This window comes from Bradyrhizobium sp. SZCCT0148 (genome assembly GCF_018129985.1).
In the GTDB taxonomy this organism is placed as follows: domain Bacteria; phylum Pseudomonadota; class Alphaproteobacteria; order Rhizobiales; family Xanthobacteraceae; genus Bradyrhizobium; species Bradyrhizobium japonicum_H.
Genome location: NZ_JAFCKT010000001.1, coordinates 354,098 through 376,197 on the forward strand (window position 1 = coordinate 354,098; position 22,100 = coordinate 376,197).

Below are 22,100 nucleotides of genomic sequence, written 5' to 3' on the forward strand. Positions count from 1 at the left end.
CAGTCGCAGGGCCAGGTGACTTTTGATCTGCATTTTTTAGCATTGCATTTTGCCGGCGCCGCCATGGCGCGACGCCCATCGGACGAGGCGGGGCCATGATCATACGGGACCAGTCAGCTTTGTTGGCGCCGGTCGAGCGCGACCTCAGGCTCGATCTCTTCCGCGGCATCGGCTTGTGGATGATCTTCCTCGATCACATCCCGCACGACGTCGTGGCCTGGCTGACGCTGCGCAATTACGGCTTCAGCGATGCCGCCGAATTCTTCGTCTTCATCTCCGGCTATCTGGTCGGCTGGATCTATGGACCGATCGTGGCCGGCGGCTGGTTTCTCGCCGCATTGAAGCGGCTGTGGCGGCGGGCGGCGGAGCTCTATGTCGCGCACATCATGCTGTTCCTACTGTTCACCGCGCAGATCGCCCGCACCGCGCGGCGCTTCGACAATCCGATGTACCAGCACGAGTTCAACGTGTTCAACTTCCTGTCGCATCCGGACGAGCTGATCGGGCAGGCGATCCTGCTGAAATACAAGCCGGTCAATCTCGACGTGCTGCCGCTCTACATCATGCTGGTGCTCGCCTCGCCCTTCATGGTCTGGTGCCTGGTGCGCCGGCCGAACCTGACGCTCGCCGCCTCCGTCGTGCTCTACGTGCTGTCGCGCTGGTTCAACTGGAACATCGCCTCCTATCCGCCCGGCACCACCTGGTACTTCAACCCGTTCTGCTGGCAGCTGATGTTCGTGTTCGCGGCCTGGTGCGGCGTCGGCCAGATCGACAAGGTCGCCAGATGGGTGTGGTCGCGGGCGGCGATGGGGCTGGCCGCGGCCTGGCTCGTCTTCGCGCTGCTGATCGTGATGACTTGGCACATCCCCGCGCTCGAGGCGCTGATCCCGAAATGGATGATCAAGGCGATCTACCCGATCGACAAGACCGACCTCGACATGCTGCGCTTCACGCACTTCCTGGCGCTGGCGATCTGGGTGACCCATTTCATCTCGCGCAAATGGCGGGTGCTGCACGGCGTCTGGCTGCGGCCCGTCATCCTCTGCGGCCAGCATTCGCTGCCGATCTTCTGCCTCGGCGTATTCCTGTCATTCTCGGCGCACTGGATCCTGACGCAATACACAAAAGGCGTCTTGGAGCAGCTCGCCGTCTCCATCGTCGGTATCGCCATCATGATCGGCGCGGCCTGGCTGCTCGACCGCGCCAAACGCGTGCCGGACCTGTTCGTGAAGGTGACCGAGGTCGAGGAGCCCGAGATCGTCGAAAGCGCGCAAGCCGCGACCGCACGCGCGGCTCCCGCGAACCGCTGAAGCATCGTCCGCATGTCCTGGAGAGCCCCATGTCCAAACGCTTGTTGACGATCGCCGGCACGCTCCTGCTTCTCGTCTGCGGTGCGTCGGCGCAGGCGCCGTCGCCGGAGGCGATGAGCGCGGCGCGCAAGCTCGTCGTCACCTTGAAGGTCGCCGATCATTACCGCGTATTGCTGCCGCAGCTTCTGCTCAAGCTTCGGCCCGTGATCGCGCAGGACAGGCCGGAGATGGAGCGCGACTACGATGCGGTGACGGCACCCGGCTCCGACATCTATGCTCCGTTCGTTGCGTCCATGGTCGAGCAGATCGCGGTGGTCTATGCCCAAAGCTTCAGCGTGGACGAGCTGCGCCAGATCGACGCGTTCTATGCCCATCCGGCCGGCAAGAAGTTTCTGGAGAAGTCGGACGCGCTGGCGCAGGCGAGTGCGCAGATCAGCCAGGACGTCAGCCAGAAGGCCGCCGACGAACTGAAGCAGCGCCTGATCGAGGCGCTGCGCCAGAAGGGGCACAAGCTTTGAAGCCGAGGCCTAAGCCAGGAACGCGCGGAAGCGCCGCAGCGCGATCACGAAGAAGACGCCCCCGATCACGGCGAGCGCGGCCAGCTGCGGCCACACCGCCTCCAGGCCGGCACCGCGAAACAGGATCGCCTGCGCGAGCATCACGAAATGCGTGTTGGGCGCTGCCAGCATGATGTCCTGGACGAATTGCGGCATGCTTTCCCGCGGCGTCATGCTGCCCGACAGGGTCTGCAGCGGCAGCAGGATCATGATGAGCAGCAGCCCGAACTGCGGCATCGATCCGGCGACGGTGGCGAGAAAGATGCCCATGCTGGTGGTCGCAAACAGTTGAAGTGCCGTCCCCAGGAGAAACAGCGCCACCGAGCCGTCGATCGTGACGTCCAGCCAGCCTTTGACCACGAAGGCGATCGACAGGGCGGTGGCGACCAGCACCACGGCGCCCATCGACCAGACCTTGCTCACCATGATCTCCAGCGGCGTCACCGGCATCACCAGCAGGTGCTCGATCGTGCCGGGCTCGCGCTCCCGGATCAGCGCCGCGCCGGTCAGGATGATCGAGAGCATCGTGATCGACATGATGAGGTGGTCGATCGCGCCGAACCAGGACCTCTTCAGCTCCGGATTGAAACGGACGCGCAACGCAAGGTCGATCTGCGGTTTCCGGGCTTCGCGGGCGCGCGCCAGGAACTCCGCGATCTCGGCATCGACGATCTGCTCGACATAACCGCCGCCGTTGAAAGCCTGCGAGATGCGCGTCGCGTCGACATTGAGCTGAATCGTCGGTGCCTTTCGCGCCAGGAGGTCGCTCTGGAAGTCCGGTGGGATGTCGAGGGCGAAGGTGTCGAGGCCGGCATCCATCCGTCGGTCCATCTCATATTGCGAGATGAGCCGAGGCGTGGAGAAGTAGGGGGCGGTGAACGCCATCGCGATGCGCGTCGAGATCGGCGAATGGTCTTCGTCGACAACGGCGATCGCGGCGCGGTTCAAGGTCTCCGGCAGCGTGTTGGCACCCTCATAGACCGCAAACGTGAAGGAATACGCGATGAGCACGAGCAACACGGGGTCGCGCGCCAGGCCGCGCAATTCCTTGATTCCGAGCTGGAGCAAGTTGTCGAGACGCATGGTCAGCGTGCCTGTTTCTTCAGGAGCAGGGCACCTGCGGTCACGAGCACGGGTATCATGACGGCGAGCGCCAACAGCTCGTTGTGAAGCGTGGCGAATCCAAGCGCCTTCGAGAACGTTCCGCGCGAGATCGTCACGAAATAGCTGGTCGGATAGACAAGACCGATCATCTTGCCCGTCCCCTGCAACGAGGAGACCGGATCGATCAGGCCGGAATACTGGATCGCGGGAATCAACGTGATCAGCACGGTGCCGAACAACGCGGCGATCTGGCTCTTCATGAAGGCCGAGATCACCAGCCCGATGCCGGTGGTGGCCGTGACGTAGAGCAACGCGGCAACCGCGTAAGTCGGGAAGCTGCCGGTGAAGGGCACTCGGAACACGGTGAGCGCAAATCCGACCAGCAGCAGGAAGTTGGCAAAGGCCAGCACGACATAGGGCAGCTGCGTGCCGAGCAGGAATTCAAGCCGCGTCACGGGGGTCACGTAGAAATTGACGATCGAGCCGAGCTCCTTCTCGCGCACGACGGCGAGTGCGGCGAGGACCGCCGGAATCATGATCAGGAGCAGCGGAATGATGCCAGGCGCCATGGCGACGACGCTTCGGACGTCGGGATTGTAGCGGTAGCGCAGCTGGAGCTGATAGGAGCCGGCGATTGCGGCCTCCCCATAGAGCTCGCGGCCCTTCTGCGCGAGCCAGGTGGCGTGGATCGCCTGGGCATAGGAGCGCAGCGTTTCGGCCCGCGTCGGATTGGCGCCGTCGACCCAGGCGCCGATATCGACATGCCGGCCGCGGCTGACGTCGCGGCCGAAACCGGGCGGCAGCTCGATGGCGAGGCCGATCTCGCCGGCGCGCATCCGGCGGTCGAGATCGGCATAGTCGATGATCGGGGATTTCTCGGTGAAATACCGCGAGCCCGCGATCTGGAGGCTGTAGTCGCGGCTAATCGCGCTGTCGTCGCGGTCGAGCACGGCGAAGGTCAGGTTCTCGACGTCCATGCTGATGCCGTAGCCGAGCACGAACAGCAGCAGCACGCTGCCGAGGATCGCGAGCGTGGCGCGGATCGGATCGCGCCGCAGCTCGAGTGCTTCGCGCCGGGAATAGGCGAGCATGCGCGTCGGATTGAATGTCGCGCCCCGCTTGCGTGATGGCTCCGGCGTTTCGGCCGGTAGGGGCGACGCGATCGAAGGTTGGCCGGCCGGCTCCGGCGTGTCCGCGATTGCTTCTTCCAGGCAGGCGATGAAGGCCTGTTCCAGCGTCGTAGTACCGCGCGCCGCTACGATCGCCGCCGGTGTGTCCGACGTCAAAACCTTGCCCGCATGCATCAGCGAGACCCGGTCGCAGCGCTCGGCCTCGTTCATGAAATGGGTCGAGACGAAGATGGTGACGTTGTCCTTGCGGGAGAGCTCGGCGAGGATCTGCCAGAAGCCGTCGCGGGCGACCGGATCCACGCCCGAAGTCGGCTCGTCGAGGATGAGGATGTCGGGCGCATGGATCATGGCGACCGCCAGCGACAGTCGCTGCCGCAGCCCGAGCGGCAGGGCATCCGGCAGGGCGTCGATGACGCCGGCAAGGTCGAACCGGGCGACCATCTCTTCGATGCGCGCGGCGATGGCTTCTACCGGCAGCTCGAACAGCCGCGCGTGCAGGTCGAGATTTTGCGCGACCGTGAGCTCCGAATAGAGCGAGAAGCCCTGCGACATGTAGCCGATGCGCCGCCGCACCGACATGTCGCGGGCATCGATGGTGTTGCCGAACAGCCGCGCGGTGCCCTCGCTGACCGGCAACAGGCCGGTGAGCATCTTCATGGTCGTGGTCTTGCCGCACCCGTTCGAGCCGAGGAAACCGAAGATCTCGCCCTTGCTGATGCGGAAGCTGACGTCGTCAACGGCGACGAAGCCGTCGAACCGTCGGGTCAGGTGGTCGGCCTCGATCGCGATCTCGTCGTGGTCGTCGTCCCGCGGCGGGATCACCACAGCGGTATGATTGCCGCGATCCGCGTCGGGCAAGAGGCGGATGAAGGCCTCATCGAGCGTATCGGCCCCGGTCTGCTGCTTGAGCTCGGCGGGCGTTCCGGTCGCCAGCACGCGGCCGGCGTTCATCGCGACCAGAACGTCGAACTGCGCGGCCTCTTCCATGTAGGCGGTCGAGACGATCACGCTCATGCCGGGCCGGCCCTGTCGGATCGAGGCGATCAATTCCCAGAACTGACGGCGCGACAGCGGATCGACGCCGGTGGTCGGCTCGTCCAGGATCAGGAGCTCTGGATCATGGATCAGCGCGCAGCACAGGCCGAGCTTCTGCTTCATGCCGCCGGAGAGATTTGCCGCCGGCCGGTCGGCGAAGGGTGCCAGTCCGGTGTCGCGCAGCAGGCCGGCAATCCGCCTGTTCCGCTCGACCTTGCCGTGTCCAAACAGGCGGCCGAAGAAATCGATGTTCTCGAACACCGACAGCGTCGGGTACAGATTCCTGCCGAGGCCCTGCGGCATATAGGCGATGTCGGGGCACACGTTGCGGCGATGGCGCGAACTCGCCATATCGCCGCCGAGGACGTTGACGCGTCCCTGCTGGATCGCGCGGGCCCCAGCGATCAGCGAGAGCAGGCTGGATTTGCCGACGCCGTCGGGGCCGATCAGTCCGACCATGCAGCCTGACGGAAGGTCGAGCGTGATGGCATCGAGCGCCCGGGCCTTGCCATAGCTCAGGCCGACGCCTTCCAGCTGCACCACGCTGCCGGCGGCAGCCGATGCATCGACTGTGCCAGTCGCGCTCATCGGGTCAGCTTGATCTTGAGATTGTCGGGCCATTGCGCGGCTGGATCGAGCTGCACATAGGCCATGCCGGGCAGGCCGGTCTTCACATGCTCGATGTGCTGGCTCAGCAGCTCGGGTGCGATATGGGCCTTGATCCGGAACATCAGCTTCTGGCGCTCCTCCTCGGTCTCGACGGTCTTCGGCGTGAATTGCGCGACGTCGGCGACGAAGGTGGCCTTGGCGGGAATCACATATTGCGAGATGGCGTCGAGCACGAGGCGGACCTCGGCGCCGATGGCGACGCGGCCGGCATCGGCCGTCGGCAGGAAGAATGTCATGTAGACGTCGCCAAGATCGACCATGTTGAGGACGCGGCCGCCGGCGGCGAGCACCTCGCCGGGCTGCGAGACGCGATATTGGACGCGGCCGTCGCGCGGCGACTTCAGCACGCTGTCATTGAGGTCGGCGTTGATGCTTTCGATCGCAGCCTTCGCGGCGTCGACTGCAGCGCCGGCATCGATCACCATCGCACGGGAGGAGCTGATCGCGGCTTCCGATGCGGCGACCTGGGCGTGCGAGGCGGCGAGCGCCGCCTTCGCCGTGGCGTTGGCGGCGCGGTCGTCATCCAGCACCTGCTGCGACACCGCACTCGTTTTGATCAATTGCTCGGAGCGATCGAGCTTGCGGCTCGTGGTGTCGAGTTGGGCGATGCGCTGGTCGACCACGGCCTCGGCGGCCTTGCGTTCGGCTTCGCGCTGGTTCACCAGGCTCTTCGCGGTCTCGACATTGATGGATGCGCGCTGGAGCTGCGCCTCGGCTTGGCGGCGCTGGGCCTGCAACTGCTCGGTGTCCATGCGTGCCAGAACTTGGCCCGCACGCACGAAGTCGCCTTCGTTGACCAGGATCTCGCGGATTCGTCCCGGCGTCTTGGTGGCGATGTCGATCTCGACCGCTTCGATCCGGCCATTGCCGCGGGCGAAGCCTGCCGGCAGCGAGTTGGTATCGCGGTGCTGCCAATAATAATAGCCACCGCCCGCAACGAGAACGGCGATCGCGGCAATAACGCGACCCGGAGTGAAGTTCATCTGTTCAAAACGCCGTGAAGCGGCGCCCACTGTTGAGACGCGCCCGGCCGCTCATTTTGCGGAGGGGCGACCTCAACATTGCAGCCAAACTTTGCACCGCAACTTGATGCAGATCAGACGCCGGCGCGAAGCGTTCTTGCCTCTAATTTGAGCTACGCGCCATCGGTGCAACTCGTCCGCCCCGATGGGGGTGAGCGGACGAGCAAGGCTTGCTGAACGGATTGCGATCGGCGCAATCCGGGCCGCTTCATTTCACAAGGGGGCAGCCGCCATCCTTCAGGGGACGAAACGCCTGGTCGGCCGGTACCTCGGCGAGCAGCTTGTAATAATCCCACGGCCCCTTCGATTCTTCCGGCTTCTTCACCTGGAACAGGTACATGCTGTGCACCATCCGGCCGTCCTCGCGCAGGATGCCATTGTCGGTAAAGGCGTCCTTCACGGGCAGCTCGCGCATCTTCGCCATCACCGTCTTGGTGTCCCTGGTGCCCGCGGCCTGGACAGCCTTGAGGTAATGCAGCGTCGCGCTGTAGGTGGCGGCCTGGTTCATTGTCGGCATGCGCTTGACGCGCTCGATGAAGCGCTTGCCGAAAGCGCGGGTCTTGTCGTTGAGATCCCAGTAATAGGCCTCGGTGATGATCAGGCCTTGCGCGAGCTTTAGGCCCAGGCTGTGTACGTCGGAGATGAACATCACGATCGCCGCCAGATTCTGGCCGCCGGCGACAATACCGAACTCGCCGGCCTGCTTGATCGCGTTGATGGTGTCGCCGCCGCCATTGGCGAGGCCGATGATCTTCGCCTTGGACGCCTGGGCCTGGAGCAGGAACGAGGAGAAGTCGGCGGTGTTGAGCGGATGCTTGACGCTGCCGAGCACCTTGCCGCCCGCCGCCTTCACGACATCGCCGGTGTCGCGCTCGATCGAGTGGCCGAACACGTAGTCGGCGGTCAGGAAAAACCAGCTGTCGCCGCCGTTCTTGACGATGGCGCTGCCGACGGTGTGGGCATTGGAGTAGGTGTCGTAGGTCCAGTGCGCCGTGTAGGGCGAGCAGGACTTGCCGGTGATGTCTGAGCTCGCCGCGTCCGTCACGATCATGATCTTCTCGTACTGCTTCGACAGCTCCATCACCGCAAGTGCGGTCGCCGAGGTCGGCAGGTCGATGATCATGTCGACGCCCTCGGTCTCCCACCATTTGCGGGCGATGGTGGAGGCGACGTCGGGCTTGTTGAGGACGTCGGCCGACACCATGTCGATCGGTTTGCCGAACATCTGGCCGCCGAAATCCTCGATCGCCATCTTGGTAGCTTCGACATTTCCCATGCCGCCGATATCGGAATAGACCGAGGAAAAGTCGGAGAGCACGCCGATCTTCAGCGGCGCCTGCTGGGCCGAAGCCGAACCGATCGAGGACGTCAACAGCAATCCAATCGCAACGGCAACGCCCGCATTCCGTTTCATGAACATTTTCCCCCGTGAAATTATTGTTGGCGCACACACCTAGATTCGCACTGCTGACGCGCCAAGTCTTGCGTGATGGCGCCGGGGCGGGCCGATTTGACGCGGCCTGTTGCGGCCATTACGCTTTGCGCAGATCCAAAAGGGCGCACATGCCGAGGCTGTCGAAGCCGGCATCTGCGTCGACAACAAGAGTCCAGGGGAACGGAAATGTCGAGCGACACTGCAGCCACCATCGCGAAGGCGCGCGAGCATTCGATCGGTGATCTCCTGCGCCGTTCTGCAAGCCGCGAACCGGACAAGCTTGCGGTGAGCTGCGGTCGTGTCAGCTGGACATTTGCCGAGATGGACGCGATCTGCAACCGGCTCGGCCGTGGCCTTCTCGGCCTCGGCGCCAAGAAGGGTGACCGCATCGCGGTGCTCTCGCGCAATTCGCATGCCTTCGCGGCGCTGCGCTTTGCGGTGGCACGGATCGGCGCGGTGCTGGTGCCGATCAACTTCATGCTCAATCCGGACGAGATCAATTTCATCCTGAAGAGCTCCGGCGCGGAACTGCTCGCGACCGGCCCCGATTTCGTCGAGCAGGCGCGCGTAGCCAGCGCCAAGGACTGCGCGGTCGAAAAGATGATCTGGCTGCCGGGCGAGGATCCCACGTCGGCGCCCGCTGATATCACCAGCTTCGACGACCTGCTTGATCCCAACGTTTCGTCCCCCGACGCCTCGGTCGACAGCCGCGATCTCGCACAGATCGTCTACACCAGCGGCACGGAATCGCTACCCAAGGGCGCGATGCTGACCCATGAAGCCGTGATGTGGCAGTATGTCAGCTGCATCATCGACGGCGGCATGAGCGTGGACGACAAGTTCCTGCACGCGCTGCCGCTCTATCACTGTGCCCAGCTGGATGTGTTCCTCGGGCCCCAAATCTATCTCGGCGCCTCCGGCGTCATCACCGGCAAGCCGACCGCCGACAACATCCTGGCTCTGATCCAGGCCCACAAGATCACATCGTTCTTCGCGCCGCCGACGATCTGGATTGCGATGTTGCGCTCACCGAATTTCGACAAGACCGATCTGTCGACCTTGCAGAAGGGTTATTACGGCGCCTCGATCATGCCGGTGGAAGTCCTGCTCGAGCTCCAGCGCCGCCTGCCCAAGGTCAAGTTCTGGAATTTCTATGGCCAGACCGAGATTGCGCCGCTCGCGACCGTGCTGCGGCCGGAGGACCAGCTGCGCAAGGCAGGCTCGGCCGGCAAGCCTGTTCTCAATGTCGAAACCCGCGTGGTCAACTCGGCAATGGAAAATGTGAAGGTCGGCGAGGTCGGCGAAATCGTGCACCGCTCGCCGCATCTGCTCTCCGGCTATTATAACGATCCTGAAAAGACCGCGGCGGCATTCTCCGGCGGCTGGTTCCACTCCGGCGATCTCGCCACCGTCGATGAGGAGGGCCACATCACCGTGGTTGATCGCGTCAAGGACATGATCAAGACCGGGGGCGAGAATGTCGCCAGCCGGGAGGTCGAGGAGATGGTTTATCGCATCCCCGCGGTCTCGGAGGTCGCCGTGGTCGGCCTGCCCGATCCGCGCTGGATCGAGGCAGTAACCGCGATCGTCGTCGTGAAGAACGGCGAGAAGCTCGACGAGGAAGCCGTCATCAAGCATTGCGCCGGACAGATGGCGCATTTCAAGGTGCCCAAGCGCGTCATCTTCGTGGAGGCCTTGCCGAAGAACCCGAGCGGCAAGCTGCTCAAGCGCGAGCTGCGCCAGCGGTTTGTCGGCGGCGAGACGCTGGACAAGGCGGTGCAGAAGAGCTTTGGCACCTGAGAGGGAGCGCTTCCCATGAAAGCCTGGCAGGTCGCGCGGGACTGGTCGATCGAGGGGATGGAGCTGGCCGATCTGCCGGAGCCTGCGCCAGGACCGGGCCAGGTCGCGGTGCGGATGAAGGCGGCAGCGCTCAACTATCGCGATCTGCTTACGATCGGCGGCAAGGGCGGCGTCACCCGATTGCCGCTGATCCCGTTCTCGGACGGAGCGGGCGAGGTGGTCGCAATCGGCGACGGCGTCACCCGCGTTGCGACAGGCGATCGCGTCTGTCCGATGTTCTTCCAGTCCTGGATCGACGGACAGGTTTCGGCGGCCAGCCGCCGTTACGCGCTCGGCGGCACGCGGCCCGGCGTGCTGCAGGAGGCGATGGTGCTCGATGCCGAGGGTGTCAGCCGGATGCCCTCGCATCTGTCGTTCCGGGAGGCCGCGACGCTGCCCTGCGCCGGGCTCACCGCCTGGCGTGCATTGTTCGAAGAAGCGCGTGTGAAGCCCGGTGATACCGTGCTGGTGCAGGGCACCGGCGGAGTCTCGATCTTCGCGCTGCAATTCGCGAAGCTCGCCGGCGCCGGCGTGATTGTGACGTCGTCGAGCGACGAGAAGCTCGAACGCGCCAGGGCGCTCGGTGCCGACCACACCATCAACTATTGTTCAGTACCGGAATGGGGCAAGGCCGCTGCGGCATGGACCGGCGGAGGGGTGAATCACGTCGTCGAAGTCGGCGGCAAAGACACCTTCGCGCAATCGCTCGAGGCCGTGCGCGTCGGTGGCACGATCCTGGTGATCGGCGTGCTCACGGGCTTCTCGCAGCAGATCGCGATACCGAGCCTGTTCGCCAAAAACCTGCACGTCATCGGCCTCTCCGTCGGAAGCCGCCGCATGTTCGAGGGGATGACGGCCGCAATCGAACGCAACGGAATGAAGCCGGTGGTCGATCGTGTGTGCAGCTTCAATGCCGTACCGGATGCGCTGCGGTTGATGCAGCAGGGCGGCCACTTCGGCAAGATCGTGGTCGAATTCGACTAAAGCGCTTTCGAGCGAAAAAGGGTTTGCGTTAAGACGACGCGTTAAAAAAGAAGCTCTACTTGCTCTCGCCGGAGAGTTTCCTGACGTCGTCCGGCGTTTGCCCGAAGCGGCGGCGAAATGCGCGATGGAAGTATGAGACGTCGTGAAAGCCCGCGAGATGGGCGATCTCGATGATCTTGCGGGTGCGCATGGCTGGGTTTTGGAGCAGACGCTCGGCGCGCAGCAAGCGCTGCTCCAGCACGAAGCCGCTATAGGTGATGCCGGCCTGCTCGAACAGCAACTGGATCGTGCGCGGGCTGACCCGATGCGCGGCCGACAGGCCGGCGAGCGACAGCGCGGGGCTGTCCAGCTGCGCCAGGATGTCGGATTTGAGCGTCTCCAGACGCGCTGCGGCAAGGCCACGCGTCCGCGCTTCCTCGGCGACGTCGCCGCGGGCCCCGATCATCAACACCGCAAGATCGAACAAATGCTGCGAGACAGCATCGAGCTCCGCGGCCGCGAGCTTGTCGGCATAGGCATGCGCGAGATCGTAGTATCGGAGGAACATCGAGGTGATTGGATTGGCGCCGGGGATCGATCCTGCAATCAGGTCCTCGGCATTCGGGCAGGCGCGCAGCAACGCCTTGCGCGGTAGCAGCGCGGTCTGAAAATGGCCGTGCCCCATCTGGGTGATCTGGGCGCCCTTGATCGAGGGGTCGCCGATCGTGACGTCGCCCGCGGCAACCTCCAGGGGACGCTTCCCCATGGCGCCGCTCAGCGCTGAATTGGGCGACATCGTAATCACCAGTTCGTCATTCGTCCCCAGCGACACGAAAGATATCGGCGAGCCGAACGAGGCGGAGAGTCTGAGGCGGGGAAGGATGGCCGGCGCAATGGTCCGGTGAACGCGCCCTTCTCCAACCGGGACGAAATCGACATTCGCGACCTGACGGCAGAACTGCTCGCGCCATCTTTCATAGGCCGGGCCATTCGGGTCGCCGTCGAACGAGAGTTGAGGCTGGATCATTGATCGGAGAGGCGGTGAGTTGGCGATGTCTGCAGGTTGTATCGTCGGTCCGCTGCGCCGCAACGCCAAAAGCGCGGGATTGCGTGATAAGCCATTCGCGATGGCGCGCTGAGACGCGACCAGGTGCCGCATCCCGTGTGCCCGGATCGCAACAGGCTCCAGCTTTGCGGCGGCCTTTCATTTCAGTCCATCCCGCGCTGCGCTCCCTGCCACGAACGCAAATCGCTTCCTGCCTATCGTCGTCCGTGAGTGATCGACCGATTGGAAGGGAATGACAGATGACACCTCGTGCGCGCTATCTGCTGCAGGCTCTGCTGGCGCTTGGTCTTGGGGCGGCTTGCGCTGCCGATGCAACGGCTGCCGACGTCGCGCTGAAGGCGCCGCCTGCGCCGCTGCCGGTCGGCTTCAGCTGGACGGGCTTCTATGCGGGTGTTCATGTGGGCTACGGCACCGGCGACGGCAATGCGGCGCGGGTCGATCCCAGTGCGCTTCCGGCGCTGTTTCCCGGCGTGAACAAGCTGACCTCGACGTCATCTGCGCCGTTCGCGCTTGGTGTCGGTCAGTCGGGCTGGCTGGGCGGGTTGCAGGCGGGTTACAATTGGCAGAGCGGGCATCTGGTCGCCGGCGTCGAGGCAGACATCAGTGCCGCCGGGATCGGCGGACGCGCGTCCGGCTCTTATGCGTTCCGCCCGGTCTTCCTGGTCGGCGATTTCGACAATTACACCGGCACCGTGACGGTGACCCAGGACATCGATTATCTCGGCACGCTGCGCGGCCGCCTCGGTTATGCCAGCCACAACTGGCTGTTCTACGCGACAGGCGGTCTCGCCTGGGCGCACGTCAAGGCACGTCTCGACAGCAGCCATGTCAGGCTGACCAATAATTTCCCAATTCCCGGTCTCCCCGGCGCACTGGACGGTCATGCCTCGGCGAGTGGTTACAATCTCGGCTACGCGGTCGGCGGCGGCGGAGAGTGGGCGTTCGCGCCGCACTGGTCGTTCAAGGCGGAGTATTTGTATCTTAACCTTGGTCGTCAGCTTTCCCTGTCCATTCCCGCGACGAGCCTCGCCGCCAGCGACATCGAGCTCCATACCTTCAGGATCGGTCTGAACCGGCAATTTGCGCCATGATGTCGGTGATAGCGGCGAAGCTGAAAGTCTTCATCGTCGCGCCGAAGGCCAGCCACAACGCCATCGATGCAAGACCGAAACCGCCGATCAGCCCGGTCGACCGGCTGCGCGCCTGAAGGATGACGCCGATCCAACGCCCGACTGCATGCCGATCATGCTCGCGCCTTCTAGGCCGATCGTTGTGGCGTTGATCCGAACGTTACTGACGCCCGCCGCGTCGGTTCCAGTCACGCCGCTGCTGCTCGTCGACCTTGCTGAACGCGTGTTCGCAATGCCATCCTGGGCTCTTCCCACGGAGCTCTGGCCATGCCTTTCTGGACCTGCGAAACCTGCGGCGCGCAATTCCCGAATGGTGCAAATCCGCCGGCCTCCTGCGTGATCTGCGAGGACGAGCGGCAGTTCGTGAACTGGAGCGGGCAGACCTTTCTCACGCGTGAGGAGCTGGCGCGCGGACACCGGCTGGTGCAACGCGACGATCTCGGCCTCACCGGGATCGGCCTGGAGCCGAGCTTCGCCATCGGGCAGCGCGCGCTACTGGTGCCTCAAGGCGACGGCTGCGTGATGTGGGATTGCATTCCGCTCGCGACCGACGACGTCATCCCACATGTCGCAGCACTCGGCGGGCTGAAGGCGATCGCGATCTCGCATCCGCATTACTACGGCGCGGCCGCCGACTGGAGCGACGCCTTTGGCGGCGTGCCGGTCTATCTGCACGCCGACGATCGCGCCTTCGTCACGCGGCCGCATCCTTCGATCGTGCACTGGACCGGTGAGAGCCTCCGCATCTCCGACGATGTCCGGCTGCTGCGCACCGGCGGACATTTCGCCGGCGCCACCATGCTGCACTCGGCGCGCAGTGCGGATGGCAGGGGCGCGCTGCTCACCGGCGACATCGCCCAGGTGACGATGGACCGCCGCTTCGTCAGCTTCATGTATTCCTACCCCAACTACATCCCGCTCAATGCTGCTGCGGTGCGGCGGATCGCGGCCGCCGTCGCGCCGCTCGCCTTCGACCGCATTTATGGCGCCTGGTGGGGTTGCAACATCGCTGGCGGCGCCAAGGCCGCCTTTGCGGCGTCAGTGGAGCGCTATCTGGCGGCCATCGCGTGAATGGGCGGGCGTTCGGATTTATCTTGCCGGCCCATCTTAACTGTACTAAAAGTACAGTTATAAGAGCGTGGCGCAAGGGCGCGTCCGCGGAACCCGGCATGATCGATGCATTGCCGCGTCAGCGGCGTATTCTTTGCTGCGGGCGGAGTTCGGTTCATGACGGCGCACTACGAGATCTTCGAGGCCGGCGACGTCACCCTCCAGTCCGGGACCGTCTTCCCCTCGATGAAGCTCGCCTACAAGACCTACGGCACGCTGAACCCGGCCAAAGACAACGTCATCCTCTATCCGACCTCATTCAGCGCGCAGCACACGGACACCGAATGGCTGATTGGTCCGGAGAGCGTGCTCGATCCCACGCGCTACTTCATCGTCATCCCGAACCTGTTCGGCAATGGCCTGTCGTCGTCGCCGTCGAATACAGCAGTGCCGTTTCCCGAGGTGAGTTATCACGATGCCATCGCGGTCCAGCACCGGCTGCTCACCGAGCGCTTCGGCATCGCGAAGCTTGCCTTGGTCTATGGCTGGTCGATGGGCGGCATGCAGGCTTATCATTGGGCGGCGCTGCATCCTGACATGGTGCAACGTGCAGCCGTGGTCTGCGGCAGCGCGCGTTGCGCGCCCTACAATTACGTCTTCCTAGAGAGCGTGAAGGCCGCGCTCACTGCCGATCCCGCCTTCCGCGACGGCCGCTTCGTGGAGAAGCCGGTTGCCGGCTATCGCGCCATGGGGCGGGTCTATGCCGGCTGGGCGATGTCGCATGGCTTCTATCGCGACGAGCTCTGGCGCGAGGCCGGCTTCACCTCGCTTGAGGATTATCTCGCCCGCGTCTGGGATACGACGTTCGCCCGCCGCGATGCCAATGATCTGATGGCGCAGGTCGGCATCTGGCAGAATGGCGACATCAGCCGCTGTGCGACCTTCGCTGGCGATTTCGATCGCGCGCTGGCGGCGATCAAGGCGCACATGCTGCTGATGCCGGGCGCGACCGATCGCTATTTCGATGTCCGCGACAACGAAGACGAACTCGGCCGGCTGACTGGCGCGAGATCGGCGGTACTGCATCCGATCCCGTCGCTGCATGGCCATCGCGCCGGCAACCCCATCGGCAATCTTCGCGACCAGGCCTTTCTCAGGGCCGAGGTCGCGGCGCTTCTCGGCAAGTAAGGCAGGCATCGATCATGACCGACGCAACCGTTTCAGAGTCCGGCCACCGCCTGAAGCCGCTGTCACCGGCGATGCTGCGCGAGCTGTCGGTTCGCTCCGATCTCCGGGGTGCGGCGCAGAGCCTCGGCCATTATGGCGTGATCTTGCTGGTGGGAACGCTGATCTGGAAGATTTCGTCGACATGGGGCGTGCTCTGGGCGCTGCCGCTGATGGCGGTACAGGGCTATGTCATCGCTTTCCTGTTCATGGCGGTGCACGAGACCGCGCACAAGACCGCGTTCAGGAGCCGGAGCCTCAACCTCGTCGTCGGTTATCTCTCGGCTTTCCTCATCGGATTGCCCTACGAATATTACTGCCTGTTTCACTGGGACCATCACCGCTACACCCAGGATCCGGACAAGGATCCCGAATTGATCGTCGGGGTGAAGCCGACATCCGACACGCAGCTCGCGATCGCCTATAGCGGTGTGCTCCAGGTCGCCGGCCGCCTCCGGCTGATGCTCGGCCATGCGATCACCGGCAAGGTCACCGTGCCCTGGATCCCCGAAAGCAAGCGCGCCGTCATCGTGCGAGAGGCGCGTGCCTATATCGCGCTCTATGCACTGCTGCTCGCGCTGTCGCTGTGGTGCTCCTCGGCCTTGCTGCTCTGGGTCTGGATCGTTCCGCTGGTCGTCGGGCAGTTCTTCCTACGGCCCTATCTCTATGCCGAGCATACCGGCTGCGAGCGCACGCGCAGCGCTTTCCAGAATACCCGCACCACCTACACCGCGGCGATCGTCAAATGGTTCGCGTGGAACATGCCCTACCATGTCGAGCACCACGCCTACCCCTCGATCCCGTTTCACGCACTGCCGAAGCTTAACGCAATCGTGGACGGCGAGATCGTCCATCGCGGTCGCGGTTACATCAGAACGACGCGTGAGACCTGGATCTGGTTTCGTCGGCAGCTGGAGGCCGGCCCGATTGACGAACGTCGCTGACGACGTCCCGTAATTTGTCGGGCATCTGCCGGGTTCCGATAGCAAGTTTTACGACGTGTTCATTGCGCTTGCGCATGGCGCAGAACATTGGAATACCGTTCCGTCGGGCATCGCATAAATGCTTAGAAATTCAACGGCTTACAGCGGCCGAAAATTATACCTAACGATTCCTTCCGGATCTGGAAAGTTTTAGCCGTCTTGTATTCATGACCAAGCTAGGCCGCTGCTCTACGTTGGCGACATCAACGCCGCCGACGTGTGGAGAGCTGGGTGATGAGTGCGACGAGAGGCCGTCTTCTGGTGGTCGACGACGATCTGGTGCAACGCGTTCTGATCGGCAAGATCGGGGCGAAGCTTGGTTACGAGACGGTCGTTGCTTCCTCCTATGAGGCTGCAACCGAAATTCTGGCCCGCGACACCTTCGAAATCATGGCACTCGACCTGTCGCTCGGTGAGCATGACGGGGTGGAGTTGTTGCGCTTCGTCGCGGAAGCCGGCCTCCGCGCGATGTCGATCGTGATCATCAGCGGCTGCGATGATCGCATCATGAAAGCGACGCGACGGCTCGCAAACGGGTTGAAGCTGTCGCTCGGCGGATGCCTGACGAAGCCGCTGGATCTGAACCGCCTGCGCAGCGCACTGGAATTACCACAGCGCACGCCGCCGGCCGCGAAGTCCGCCTCGCCGCAGTTCCCGATCGTGTCGGACAGGATCTTGCGAGGCCTCGCCGACGGCGAATTCTTCGTCGAGTTTCAGCCGAAGGTCGCGCTCCAGACCGGCAGGGTCGTCGGCGCCGAGGCGCTGGCGCGCTGGCGCACGGCTGAATTCGGGATGGTCTCGCCGATGGTCTTCATTCCAATCGCCGAGGCGGCCGGCCTGATGCCCCAGTTGACCGATTGCATCCTGTCGTCGGCGATGTCGCAGGGCCGCAAGCTGATCGAGCGCAATCCCGGTTTCACCATCGCGGTCAACATCTCGGGCACGCTGATGTCGGACCTGGCCCTGCCCGAGCGGATCGAGGAGATCCTGCGCCGCGAGAACGTCTCCCCTTCGTCGCTGACGGTGGAAATCACCGAGACCTCGGCCATGGCCGACGTCGACCGCGCCAACGACATTCTGGTGCGGCTGCGGATCAAGAGGATCGGCACGGCCATCGACGATTTCGGCACCGGCTATTCGTCGCTGGCGGCCTTGGCGCGGCTTCCGTTCAGCGAGCTGAAGATCGACCAGTCCTTCATCAAGGGCTGTGAATCCGACGACGACATGATGAAGATCGTCGATGCTTCCGTGGCGCTCGCGAAGGCGTTCAACATGAAAGTGGTGGCCGAAGGCGTCGAGAGCCCGGAGGCGCTTGAGATCGTCCGGCGGATCGGCTGTGACGTCGCACAGGGCTTCCTGTTTGCGCCATCGCTCCGGCGCTCGCGCGCCGAGCGATGGATCTCTGAACGCAATGCTCTCGTGGACGACCAGGCCGCATCCGCGACGCCGACGGCGCTCGCGGTCTGAAACGGCGAGCCCCGGTCGCGAAACGACCGGGGCTGCGTCGACCGATGCAGGCGGGCTCAGTAGATCCCGTAGGCGCAGACATTCACGACGCGCACGCGCAAGCCGTGGCGGGTCCGTACGAGGCGCTCCTGGTAGCAGTTGCTCACGCCGGTGTTGACGTAGATCCCGCCAAAGCCAAAGCCCGGACCCCAGCCATGATGCCAGTGGGGGTGAATGCCGTGGGCCGACGCCGCGGTGGGCGCGAGAGCGGCGACGCCGAGCGAACCGGCAGCGATCAGGCCAAGAGCAAGCTTACGAAACATTTTCATTCTCCAGTGTGGCGCTAGGGCCGTTGTTGTGTCCCTGCATCTCGGTCGGGCCGAAATGCGAATGCGTTCACACGGCAAGGGGAGAATCGTGTTTCAGGACTGTTTCGTGGGCTTCGGCAAAATATGCCGGCATCATGTTTTCCGCGCCGCGCGGTAGCGCGCAGCCATCGCCTCTGTCATTTCGGCCATCTTGTCGCGGAGATCGACGGGCTCCAGCACCTCGACCTCGGAACCAAGCCGCAGCAATTCGGACGCGGCGTGCCAGGACGTCTTGCCGACGGGCACGCGCGCGATGCGCCAGCCGTCCACGTCGGTGGTCTCCTCGATCTCGATGCGCGCCTTGACGTAAGGCTGGCTCAGTGCGTCCAGCAGTTTGACGCCGAACGGCGACAGCCTGACGATCGCGACATTGGGATGCATCTCCGCTTCGAGGCGGAGCGTCGCGGCCTGCCAATAGCCGGCAAGATCGAAATCGGCGGGACGATCGAAGCGATCGTCGAGCGCGGTGCAGTCCAGCACGCGCGCGATGCGGTACGTGCGCACGCTGCTGTCGACTTGTCCGGCCAGATACCAGCTGCCGCCCTTCAGCACGAGGCCGAGCGGCGCGAGGCGACGCTGCTTTTCCGCGCGCCAGCTCTGATAGCGGATCTTGATCAGCGTCCCGCGCAGCACGGCGCCTGCAATCGTGCGCAGATGCTTCGGCTCTTCGGCCTCGCCGAACCAGCCCGGCGCGTCCAGGTGAAAGCGCTCCTGCATCCCCCTGGCATCCTGGCGCAGGTGGACTGGCAGCGCCGCCATCAGCTTGTTCTGGGCCGCGATCATTGCCGCATCCAGCCCAAGCGCTGCCGCCGGGCCCGGCAAGCCTGCCAGAAACAGCGTCTCGGCCTCGCTCGGCGACAGGCCGTTCAGCCGCACGCGATAACCGTCGAGCAGACGGTAGCCGCCTTCCGCGCCACGGTCGGCGTAGACGGGAACGCCGGACGCGGCGAGCGCGTCGATGTCGCGATAGATCGTGCGGACCGAGACCTCGCAGGCCTCTGCGAGCTCAGGCGCAGTGACCTGCCCCCTGGCCTGGAGGGTGGTGAGGATCGACAACATCCGGCTCGCGCGCATGATTGCTTAAACCATACCTGACACAGGATGTCAGGTATGGCGCGCTACAAGCTCCGCCATCGCCAGCAGGCCAGAGAGGATGCGCCATGACCGATTCAAACCGTGTGACCTTGCATTATTCGCCGCAGAGCCGCGCCACCGGCACGCGCGTTCTGCTGGAGGAACTCGGGGCGCCCTACGATCTGCATGTCCTCAACATGAAAGCCGGCGAGCAGCGTCAGCCGGCTTACCTCGCCATCAATCCGCTTGGAAAGGTCCCGGCGATCAGCCACGGCGGAGCCCTCGTGACCGAGCAGGTCGCGATCACCATCTATCTCGCCGATCTCTTCCCGCAGGCAGGTCTGACGCCGGCGCTGAACGATCCGTTGCGCGGGCCCTATCTACGCTGGATCGCTTACTACGGCTCATCCTTCGAGCCGGCGCTGATCGACAAGTTCATGCAGCGCGAGCCGGCGCCGATCACGCAATCACCCTATGCCGACTACGACACCATGCTCGGCGCGCTGGAAGCGCAGCTGTCGAAGGGGCCTTATCTGCTCGGCGAGCGGATGACGGCGGCGGATGTGCTGTGGGGCGTAGCGTTCAGCTGGACCATGATGTTCGGCATCGTCCCGAAGAAGGACGTGTTCGTCCGCTATGCCGAGCGCATGACCGCACGGCCTGCGTTCCAGCGCATCAATGCGGCGGACGACGAGATGGCGGCGCAGCACGCGGCGGCTGTTGGAGGATAAGGGGCACGCTCAAAACCGCGGCGCTCGCTTCTCCGCGAACGCCTTGATGCCTTCCTTGATCTCGTCGCCGCGCATGCTGTCGCGGTGACGCTGGTCGGCGGCGGCTTCATTGAGCTCGCCGCGGGCGAATTCGTTGATTGCGCGCTTCATGCCGCGCATCGCCTGGGGTGCGTTTCCGGCGAGAATGTTGGCGAGCTTGTCGACTTCCTCGTCGAGCGCCTCCTCGGGCACCATTGCGGTGAGATAACCGATGCGCAGCATCTCCGGCGCGCTGATCTTCTGCGCCGTCAAGAACAGCTTCTTCGCATTGTCGACGCCAAGCCGGGTCACGTAGCGCTTGATGCCGCTCCTGTAGTAATGCAGCCCGAGCCGGGCCGCCGGCATGAACATCTCGGCGGTATCGATGCCGATGCGGAAATCGCAGGCGAGTGCAAGATCGGTCGAGCCGCCATAGACGCCGCCGTTGAGCCGGCAGATCGTCGGCACGCCCAAATCCTCCAGACGGTTGACGACCACCTCGAACGCGGAGCCCGCGCTCGGCTGCGCGCTTGCGCTCACCGCGCGCTCGGCGACCGAATTGAGGTCGTAGCCCGCGGAGAATGCGCGGCCGGTACCGGTCAGCACCAGCACGCGGATCGCAGGATCGGCCTCGACCTGGTCGAACAGCTTGACAATCTCGACGAGATCCTCAGCCTGCAGGCGGTTGAGATGCTTCGGCCGGTTGAGGCGGATGGTGGCGCGTGCGCCGTCGCGTTCGAGCACGGGGCCGGTGGCTGCGTCGGTGATGTCCGACATCCTTGTCTCCTTTTACTTGTTTTCGAGGGCGCGCCGCTTCGCCTCAGCGTCGATAGTCTCGGCAAGATCGGGATGGCGTGCCATCAGCACGCGGAAGTCGACGAGGTCGAGCACCAGAAGCCGCGACACTTTCGTGGTCGAGACATTGGCGCCGCGCAAATTGTTGCCGAGCAGCGCCATCTCGCCGAAGAAGGCGCCTTCGCCGAGTTGCACCTTCTTGCCGGGCAGGTCGACCTCGACCTCGCCGGCGGCGATAAAATACATGCAGTCGCCCTGCGCGCCCTTGCGGATGACCAAAGTGCGCGCCGGCAACTCCATGGTCCGCAGCATGTGGGTGACGTCGGCAATCGCTGAGGGCCCGAGGGCCGCGAAGAACGGCACCCGGCTGACAGCCTCCCAAGTCTTGAGGAAATTATCGCGCCGCGTCTCGGCGGCAAAACCTGTCGCCAGAATACCGGTCCAGAGACCGAACACGCCGAGGCCGGAGATCATCACCGCCGCCGCCACGATGCGGCCGAGCGGCGTGACCGGCACGACGTCGCCATAACCTGTCGTCGTCAAGGTGACCACCGCCCACCACAGCGCCGCCGGCACGCTGCCGAAGGTCTGCGGCTGCACGTCCCGCTCCAGGAAATATTCGGCGACGGAGGCGAGGAAGACCACCATCAGGAAGATCACGAGCACGCTGAGCAAGGGGCCCGATTCCAGCACCAGCACGCGGCGAAGCTGCCGCAGGCCGGGGATGCCCGGCACCACCTTCAGCACCCAGAGCACGCTGAGGAGCCAGGCCGTTCTGGGTTCGATGCCAAGGAGCAGCGCGACCGGCACGGCCAGCGCCCCGATTGCATCGACCAGCCCGGCGGAGGAGGACACATAGAGCGACAGCCGTCCCTGCCGCGCCATATGGCGCAGCCGAACCAGCCATTCGAACACGAAATAGGCGAGGCAGGCCCAGAGCAGGCCACTGACCCAATTGTGCGCCCCGTCGGCCCGCTTGTCCGTCAGCAGCACCATGCTGAGCACCCCGCCGGTCACCGCGACATAGGCCGCCTTGGTCATGTTGCGGCCGGCCGTGGCGGCCGTGAACTGGGCCAGAGCGGTAGTCAACGGCTTGGACATGCGGGAAGGCGGCTCGGTATCGGGACTTGTCTTACGAGTCCCGGCTGGGA

Annotated in this window: 19 protein-coding genes; 10 read left to right on the top strand and 9 right to left on the bottom strand. The window is 64.3% G+C overall.

Annotation, left to right across the window (positions count from 1 at the left end; all coding sequences use genetic code 11):
• Window positions 1-95: 95 nt before the first annotated feature.
• Window positions 96-1,310, top strand: coding sequence for an OpgC domain-containing protein (locus JQ580_RS01700; RefSeq protein WP_212278020.1), 1,215 nt, complete (start codon window positions 96-98; stop codon window positions 1,308-1,310).
• A 29-nt stretch (window positions 1,311-1,339) separates the two neighbouring features.
• Window positions 1,340-1,828: a DUF2059 domain-containing protein gene (locus tag JQ580_RS01705; RefSeq protein WP_212278021.1), complete on the top strand. Its 489-nt coding sequence runs from the start codon at window positions 1,340-1,342 to the stop codon at window positions 1,826-1,828.
• Window positions 1,829-1,837: 9 nt separating this feature from the next.
• On the opposite strand, the gene JQ580_RS01710 is transcribed toward JQ580_RS01705, so the two are convergent.
• The 4 genes from JQ580_RS01710 to JQ580_RS01725 all read right to left on the bottom strand — a co-directional run bounded on the left by JQ580_RS01710 (window position 1,838) and on the right by JQ580_RS01725 (window position 8,241).
• A complete protein-coding gene (locus JQ580_RS01710; RefSeq protein ID WP_212278022.1) occupies window positions 1,838-2,950 on the bottom strand; it encodes an ABC transporter permease in 1,113 nt (370 codons plus the stop codon).
• 2 nt (window positions 2,951-2,952) lie between these two features.
• Entirely contained in the window at window positions 2,953-5,724 is a 2,772-nt protein-coding gene (rbbA, locus tag JQ580_RS01715; protein ID WP_212278023.1) for a ribosome-associated ATPase/putative transporter RbbA, read from the bottom strand.
• A complete protein-coding gene (locus JQ580_RS01720; protein ID WP_212278024.1) occupies window positions 5,721-6,788 on the bottom strand; it encodes an HlyD family secretion protein in 1,068 nt (355 codons plus the stop codon). Before JQ580_RS01720 ends, rbbA begins: the two co-directional genes overlap by 4 nt.
• 247 nt (window positions 6,789-7,035) lie before the next feature.
• On the bottom strand, window positions 7,036-8,241 hold the full coding sequence (locus JQ580_RS01725; protein ID WP_212278025.1) for an ABC transporter substrate-binding protein: 1,206 nt from the start codon (window positions 8,239-8,241) through the stop codon (window positions 7,036-7,038).
• A gap of 207 nt (window positions 8,242-8,448) precedes the next feature.
• Between JQ580_RS01725 and JQ580_RS01730 the strand changes: the two genes are divergently transcribed.
• Together JQ580_RS01730 and JQ580_RS01735 are read left to right on the top strand one after the other, a co-directional pair.
• Window positions 8,449-10,062 carry an acyl-CoA synthetase gene (locus JQ580_RS01730; protein WP_212278026.1) on the top strand — a complete coding sequence of 538 codons (1,614 nt, stop codon included), beginning with the start codon at window positions 8,449-8,451 and terminating at the stop codon, window positions 10,060-10,062.
• A 15-nt stretch (window positions 10,063-10,077) separates the two neighbouring features.
• Window positions 10,078-11,085: a zinc-dependent alcohol dehydrogenase family protein gene (locus tag JQ580_RS01735; protein ID WP_212278027.1), complete on the top strand. Its 1,008-nt coding sequence runs from the start codon at window positions 10,078-10,080 to the stop codon at window positions 11,083-11,085.
• A gap of 55 nt (window positions 11,086-11,140) precedes the next feature.
• Here the strand turns inward: JQ580_RS01735 and JQ580_RS01740 are convergent, their stop codons facing one another.
• Window positions 11,141-11,860 (bottom strand): helix-turn-helix transcriptional regulator, encoded by a 720-nt coding sequence (locus tag JQ580_RS01740; RefSeq protein WP_249133893.1) that lies wholly within the window; start codon window positions 11,858-11,860, stop codon window positions 11,141-11,143.
• 509 nt (window positions 11,861-12,369) lie between these two features.
• On the opposite strand from JQ580_RS01740, the gene JQ580_RS01745 reads away from it, so the two are divergent.
• From JQ580_RS01745 to JQ580_RS01765, 5 genes are all read left to right on the top strand, one after another.
• On the top strand, window positions 12,370-13,221 hold the full coding sequence (locus JQ580_RS01745; RefSeq protein ID WP_212278029.1) for an outer membrane protein: 852 nt from the start codon (window positions 12,370-12,372) through the stop codon (window positions 13,219-13,221).
• Window positions 13,222-13,527: 306 nt separating this feature from the next.
• Window positions 13,528-14,331, top strand: a complete 804-nt coding sequence (locus JQ580_RS01750; RefSeq protein ID WP_212278030.1) for an MBL fold metallo-hydrolase — start codon at window positions 13,528-13,530, stop codon at window positions 14,329-14,331.
• Between the two features lie 156 nt (window positions 14,332-14,487).
• Complete coding sequence (locus tag JQ580_RS01755) at window positions 14,488-15,498, top strand: alpha/beta fold hydrolase (protein WP_212278031.1); 1,011 nt, start codon at window positions 14,488-14,490, stop codon at window positions 15,496-15,498.
• Window positions 15,499-15,512: 14 nt separating this feature from the next.
• Complete coding sequence (locus JQ580_RS01760) at window positions 15,513-16,478, top strand: fatty acid desaturase (protein ID WP_212278032.1); 966 nt, start codon at window positions 15,513-15,515, stop codon at window positions 16,476-16,478.
• 273 nt (window positions 16,479-16,751) lie between these two features.
• Window positions 16,752-17,984 carry an EAL domain-containing response regulator gene (locus JQ580_RS01765; protein WP_212278033.1) on the top strand — a complete coding sequence of 411 codons (1,233 nt, stop codon included), beginning with the start codon at window positions 16,752-16,754 and terminating at the stop codon, window positions 17,982-17,984.
• 56 nt (window positions 17,985-18,040) lie between these two features.
• On the opposite strand, the gene JQ580_RS01770 is transcribed toward JQ580_RS01765, so the two are convergent.
• Together JQ580_RS01770 and JQ580_RS01775 are read right to left on the bottom strand one after the other, a co-directional pair.
• Window positions 18,041-18,286, bottom strand: coding sequence for a hypothetical protein (locus JQ580_RS01770; protein WP_212278034.1), 246 nt, complete (start codon window positions 18,284-18,286; stop codon window positions 18,041-18,043).
• A 138-nt stretch (window positions 18,287-18,424) separates the two neighbouring features.
• A complete protein-coding gene (locus JQ580_RS01775) occupies window positions 18,425-19,405 on the bottom strand; it encodes a helix-turn-helix transcriptional regulator (RefSeq protein WP_212278035.1) in 981 nt (326 codons plus the stop codon).
• A gap of 86 nt (window positions 19,406-19,491) precedes the next feature.
• On the opposite strand from JQ580_RS01775, the gene JQ580_RS01780 reads away from it, so the two are divergent.
• The gene (locus JQ580_RS01780; protein ID WP_212278036.1) at window positions 19,492-20,136 is read left to right on the top strand and encodes a glutathione S-transferase family protein; all 645 of its coding nucleotides are present in this window, start codon (window positions 19,492-19,494) and stop codon (window positions 20,134-20,136) included.
• Window positions 20,137-20,145: 9 nt separating this feature from the next.
• Here JQ580_RS01780 and JQ580_RS01785 read toward each other — a convergent pair whose 3' ends face one another.
• Window positions 20,146-20,931, bottom strand: coding sequence for an enoyl-CoA hydratase/isomerase family protein (locus tag JQ580_RS01785; RefSeq protein WP_212278037.1), 786 nt, complete (start codon window positions 20,929-20,931; stop codon window positions 20,146-20,148).
• Window positions 20,932-20,943: 12 nt separating this feature from the next.
• A complete protein-coding gene (locus JQ580_RS01790; protein WP_212278038.1) occupies window positions 20,944-22,050 on the bottom strand; it encodes a cyclic nucleotide-gated ion channel in 1,107 nt (368 codons plus the stop codon).
• Window positions 22,051-22,100 lie beyond the last annotated feature (50 nt).

What these genes read in the sequence shown, in the direction of transcription:
- JQ580_RS01725 (WP_212278025.1), bottom strand. Translation starts at nt 8,241, where the DNA reads ATGAAACGGAATGCGGGCGTTGCCGTTGCGATTGGATTGCTGTTGACG.
- JQ580_RS01765 (WP_212278033.1), top strand. Translation starts at nt 16,752, where the DNA reads ATGAGTGCGACGAGAGGCCGTCTTCTGGTGGTCGACGACGATCTGGTG.
- JQ580_RS01735 (WP_212278027.1), top strand. Translation starts at nt 10,078, where the DNA reads ATGAAAGCCTGGCAGGTCGCGCGGGACTGGTCGATCGAGGGGATGGAG.
- JQ580_RS01770 (WP_212278034.1), bottom strand. Translation starts at nt 18,286, where the DNA reads ATGTTTCGTAAGCTTGCTCTTGGCCTGATCGCTGCCGGTTCGCTCGGC.
- JQ580_RS01700 (WP_212278020.1), top strand. Translation starts at nt 96, where the DNA reads ATGATCATACGGGACCAGTCAGCTTTGTTGGCGCCGGTCGAGCGCGAC.
- JQ580_RS01710 (WP_212278022.1), bottom strand. Translation starts at nt 2,950, where the DNA reads ATGCGTCTCGACAACTTGCTCCAGCTCGGAATCAAGGAATTGCGCGGC.
- JQ580_RS01705 (WP_212278021.1), top strand. Translation starts at nt 1,340, where the DNA reads ATGTCCAAACGCTTGTTGACGATCGCCGGCACGCTCCTGCTTCTCGTC.
- JQ580_RS01785 (WP_212278037.1), bottom strand. Translation starts at nt 20,931, where the DNA reads ATGTCGGACATCACCGACGCAGCCACCGGCCCCGTGCTCGAACGCGAC.
- JQ580_RS01780 (WP_212278036.1), top strand. Translation starts at nt 19,492, where the DNA reads ATGACCGATTCAAACCGTGTGACCTTGCATTATTCGCCGCAGAGCCGC.
- JQ580_RS01790 (WP_212278038.1), bottom strand. Translation starts at nt 22,050, where the DNA reads ATGTCCAAGCCGTTGACTACCGCTCTGGCCCAGTTCACGGCCGCCACG.
- JQ580_RS01775 (WP_212278035.1), bottom strand. Translation starts at nt 19,405, where the DNA reads ATGCGCGCGAGCCGGATGTTGTCGATCCTCACCACCCTCCAGGCCAGG.
- JQ580_RS01760 (WP_212278032.1), top strand. Translation starts at nt 15,513, where the DNA reads ATGACCGACGCAACCGTTTCAGAGTCCGGCCACCGCCTGAAGCCGCTG.
- JQ580_RS01745 (WP_212278029.1), top strand. Translation starts at nt 12,370, where the DNA reads ATGACACCTCGTGCGCGCTATCTGCTGCAGGCTCTGCTGGCGCTTGGT.
- JQ580_RS01730 (WP_212278026.1), top strand. Translation starts at nt 8,449, where the DNA reads ATGTCGAGCGACACTGCAGCCACCATCGCGAAGGCGCGCGAGCATTCG.
- rbbA (WP_212278023.1), bottom strand. Translation starts at nt 5,724, where the DNA reads ATGAGCGCGACTGGCACAGTCGATGCATCGGCTGCCGCCGGCAGCGTG.
- JQ580_RS01750 (WP_212278030.1), top strand. Translation starts at nt 13,528, where the DNA reads ATGCCTTTCTGGACCTGCGAAACCTGCGGCGCGCAATTCCCGAATGGT.
- JQ580_RS01720 (WP_212278024.1), bottom strand. Translation starts at nt 6,788, where the DNA reads ATGAACTTCACTCCGGGTCGCGTTATTGCCGCGATCGCCGTTCTCGTT.
- JQ580_RS01755 (WP_212278031.1), top strand. Translation starts at nt 14,488, where the DNA reads ATGACGGCGCACTACGAGATCTTCGAGGCCGGCGACGTCACCCTCCAG.
- JQ580_RS01740 (WP_249133893.1), bottom strand. Translation starts at nt 11,860, where the DNA reads ATGTCGCCCAATTCAGCGCTGAGCGGCGCCATGGGGAAGCGTCCCCTG.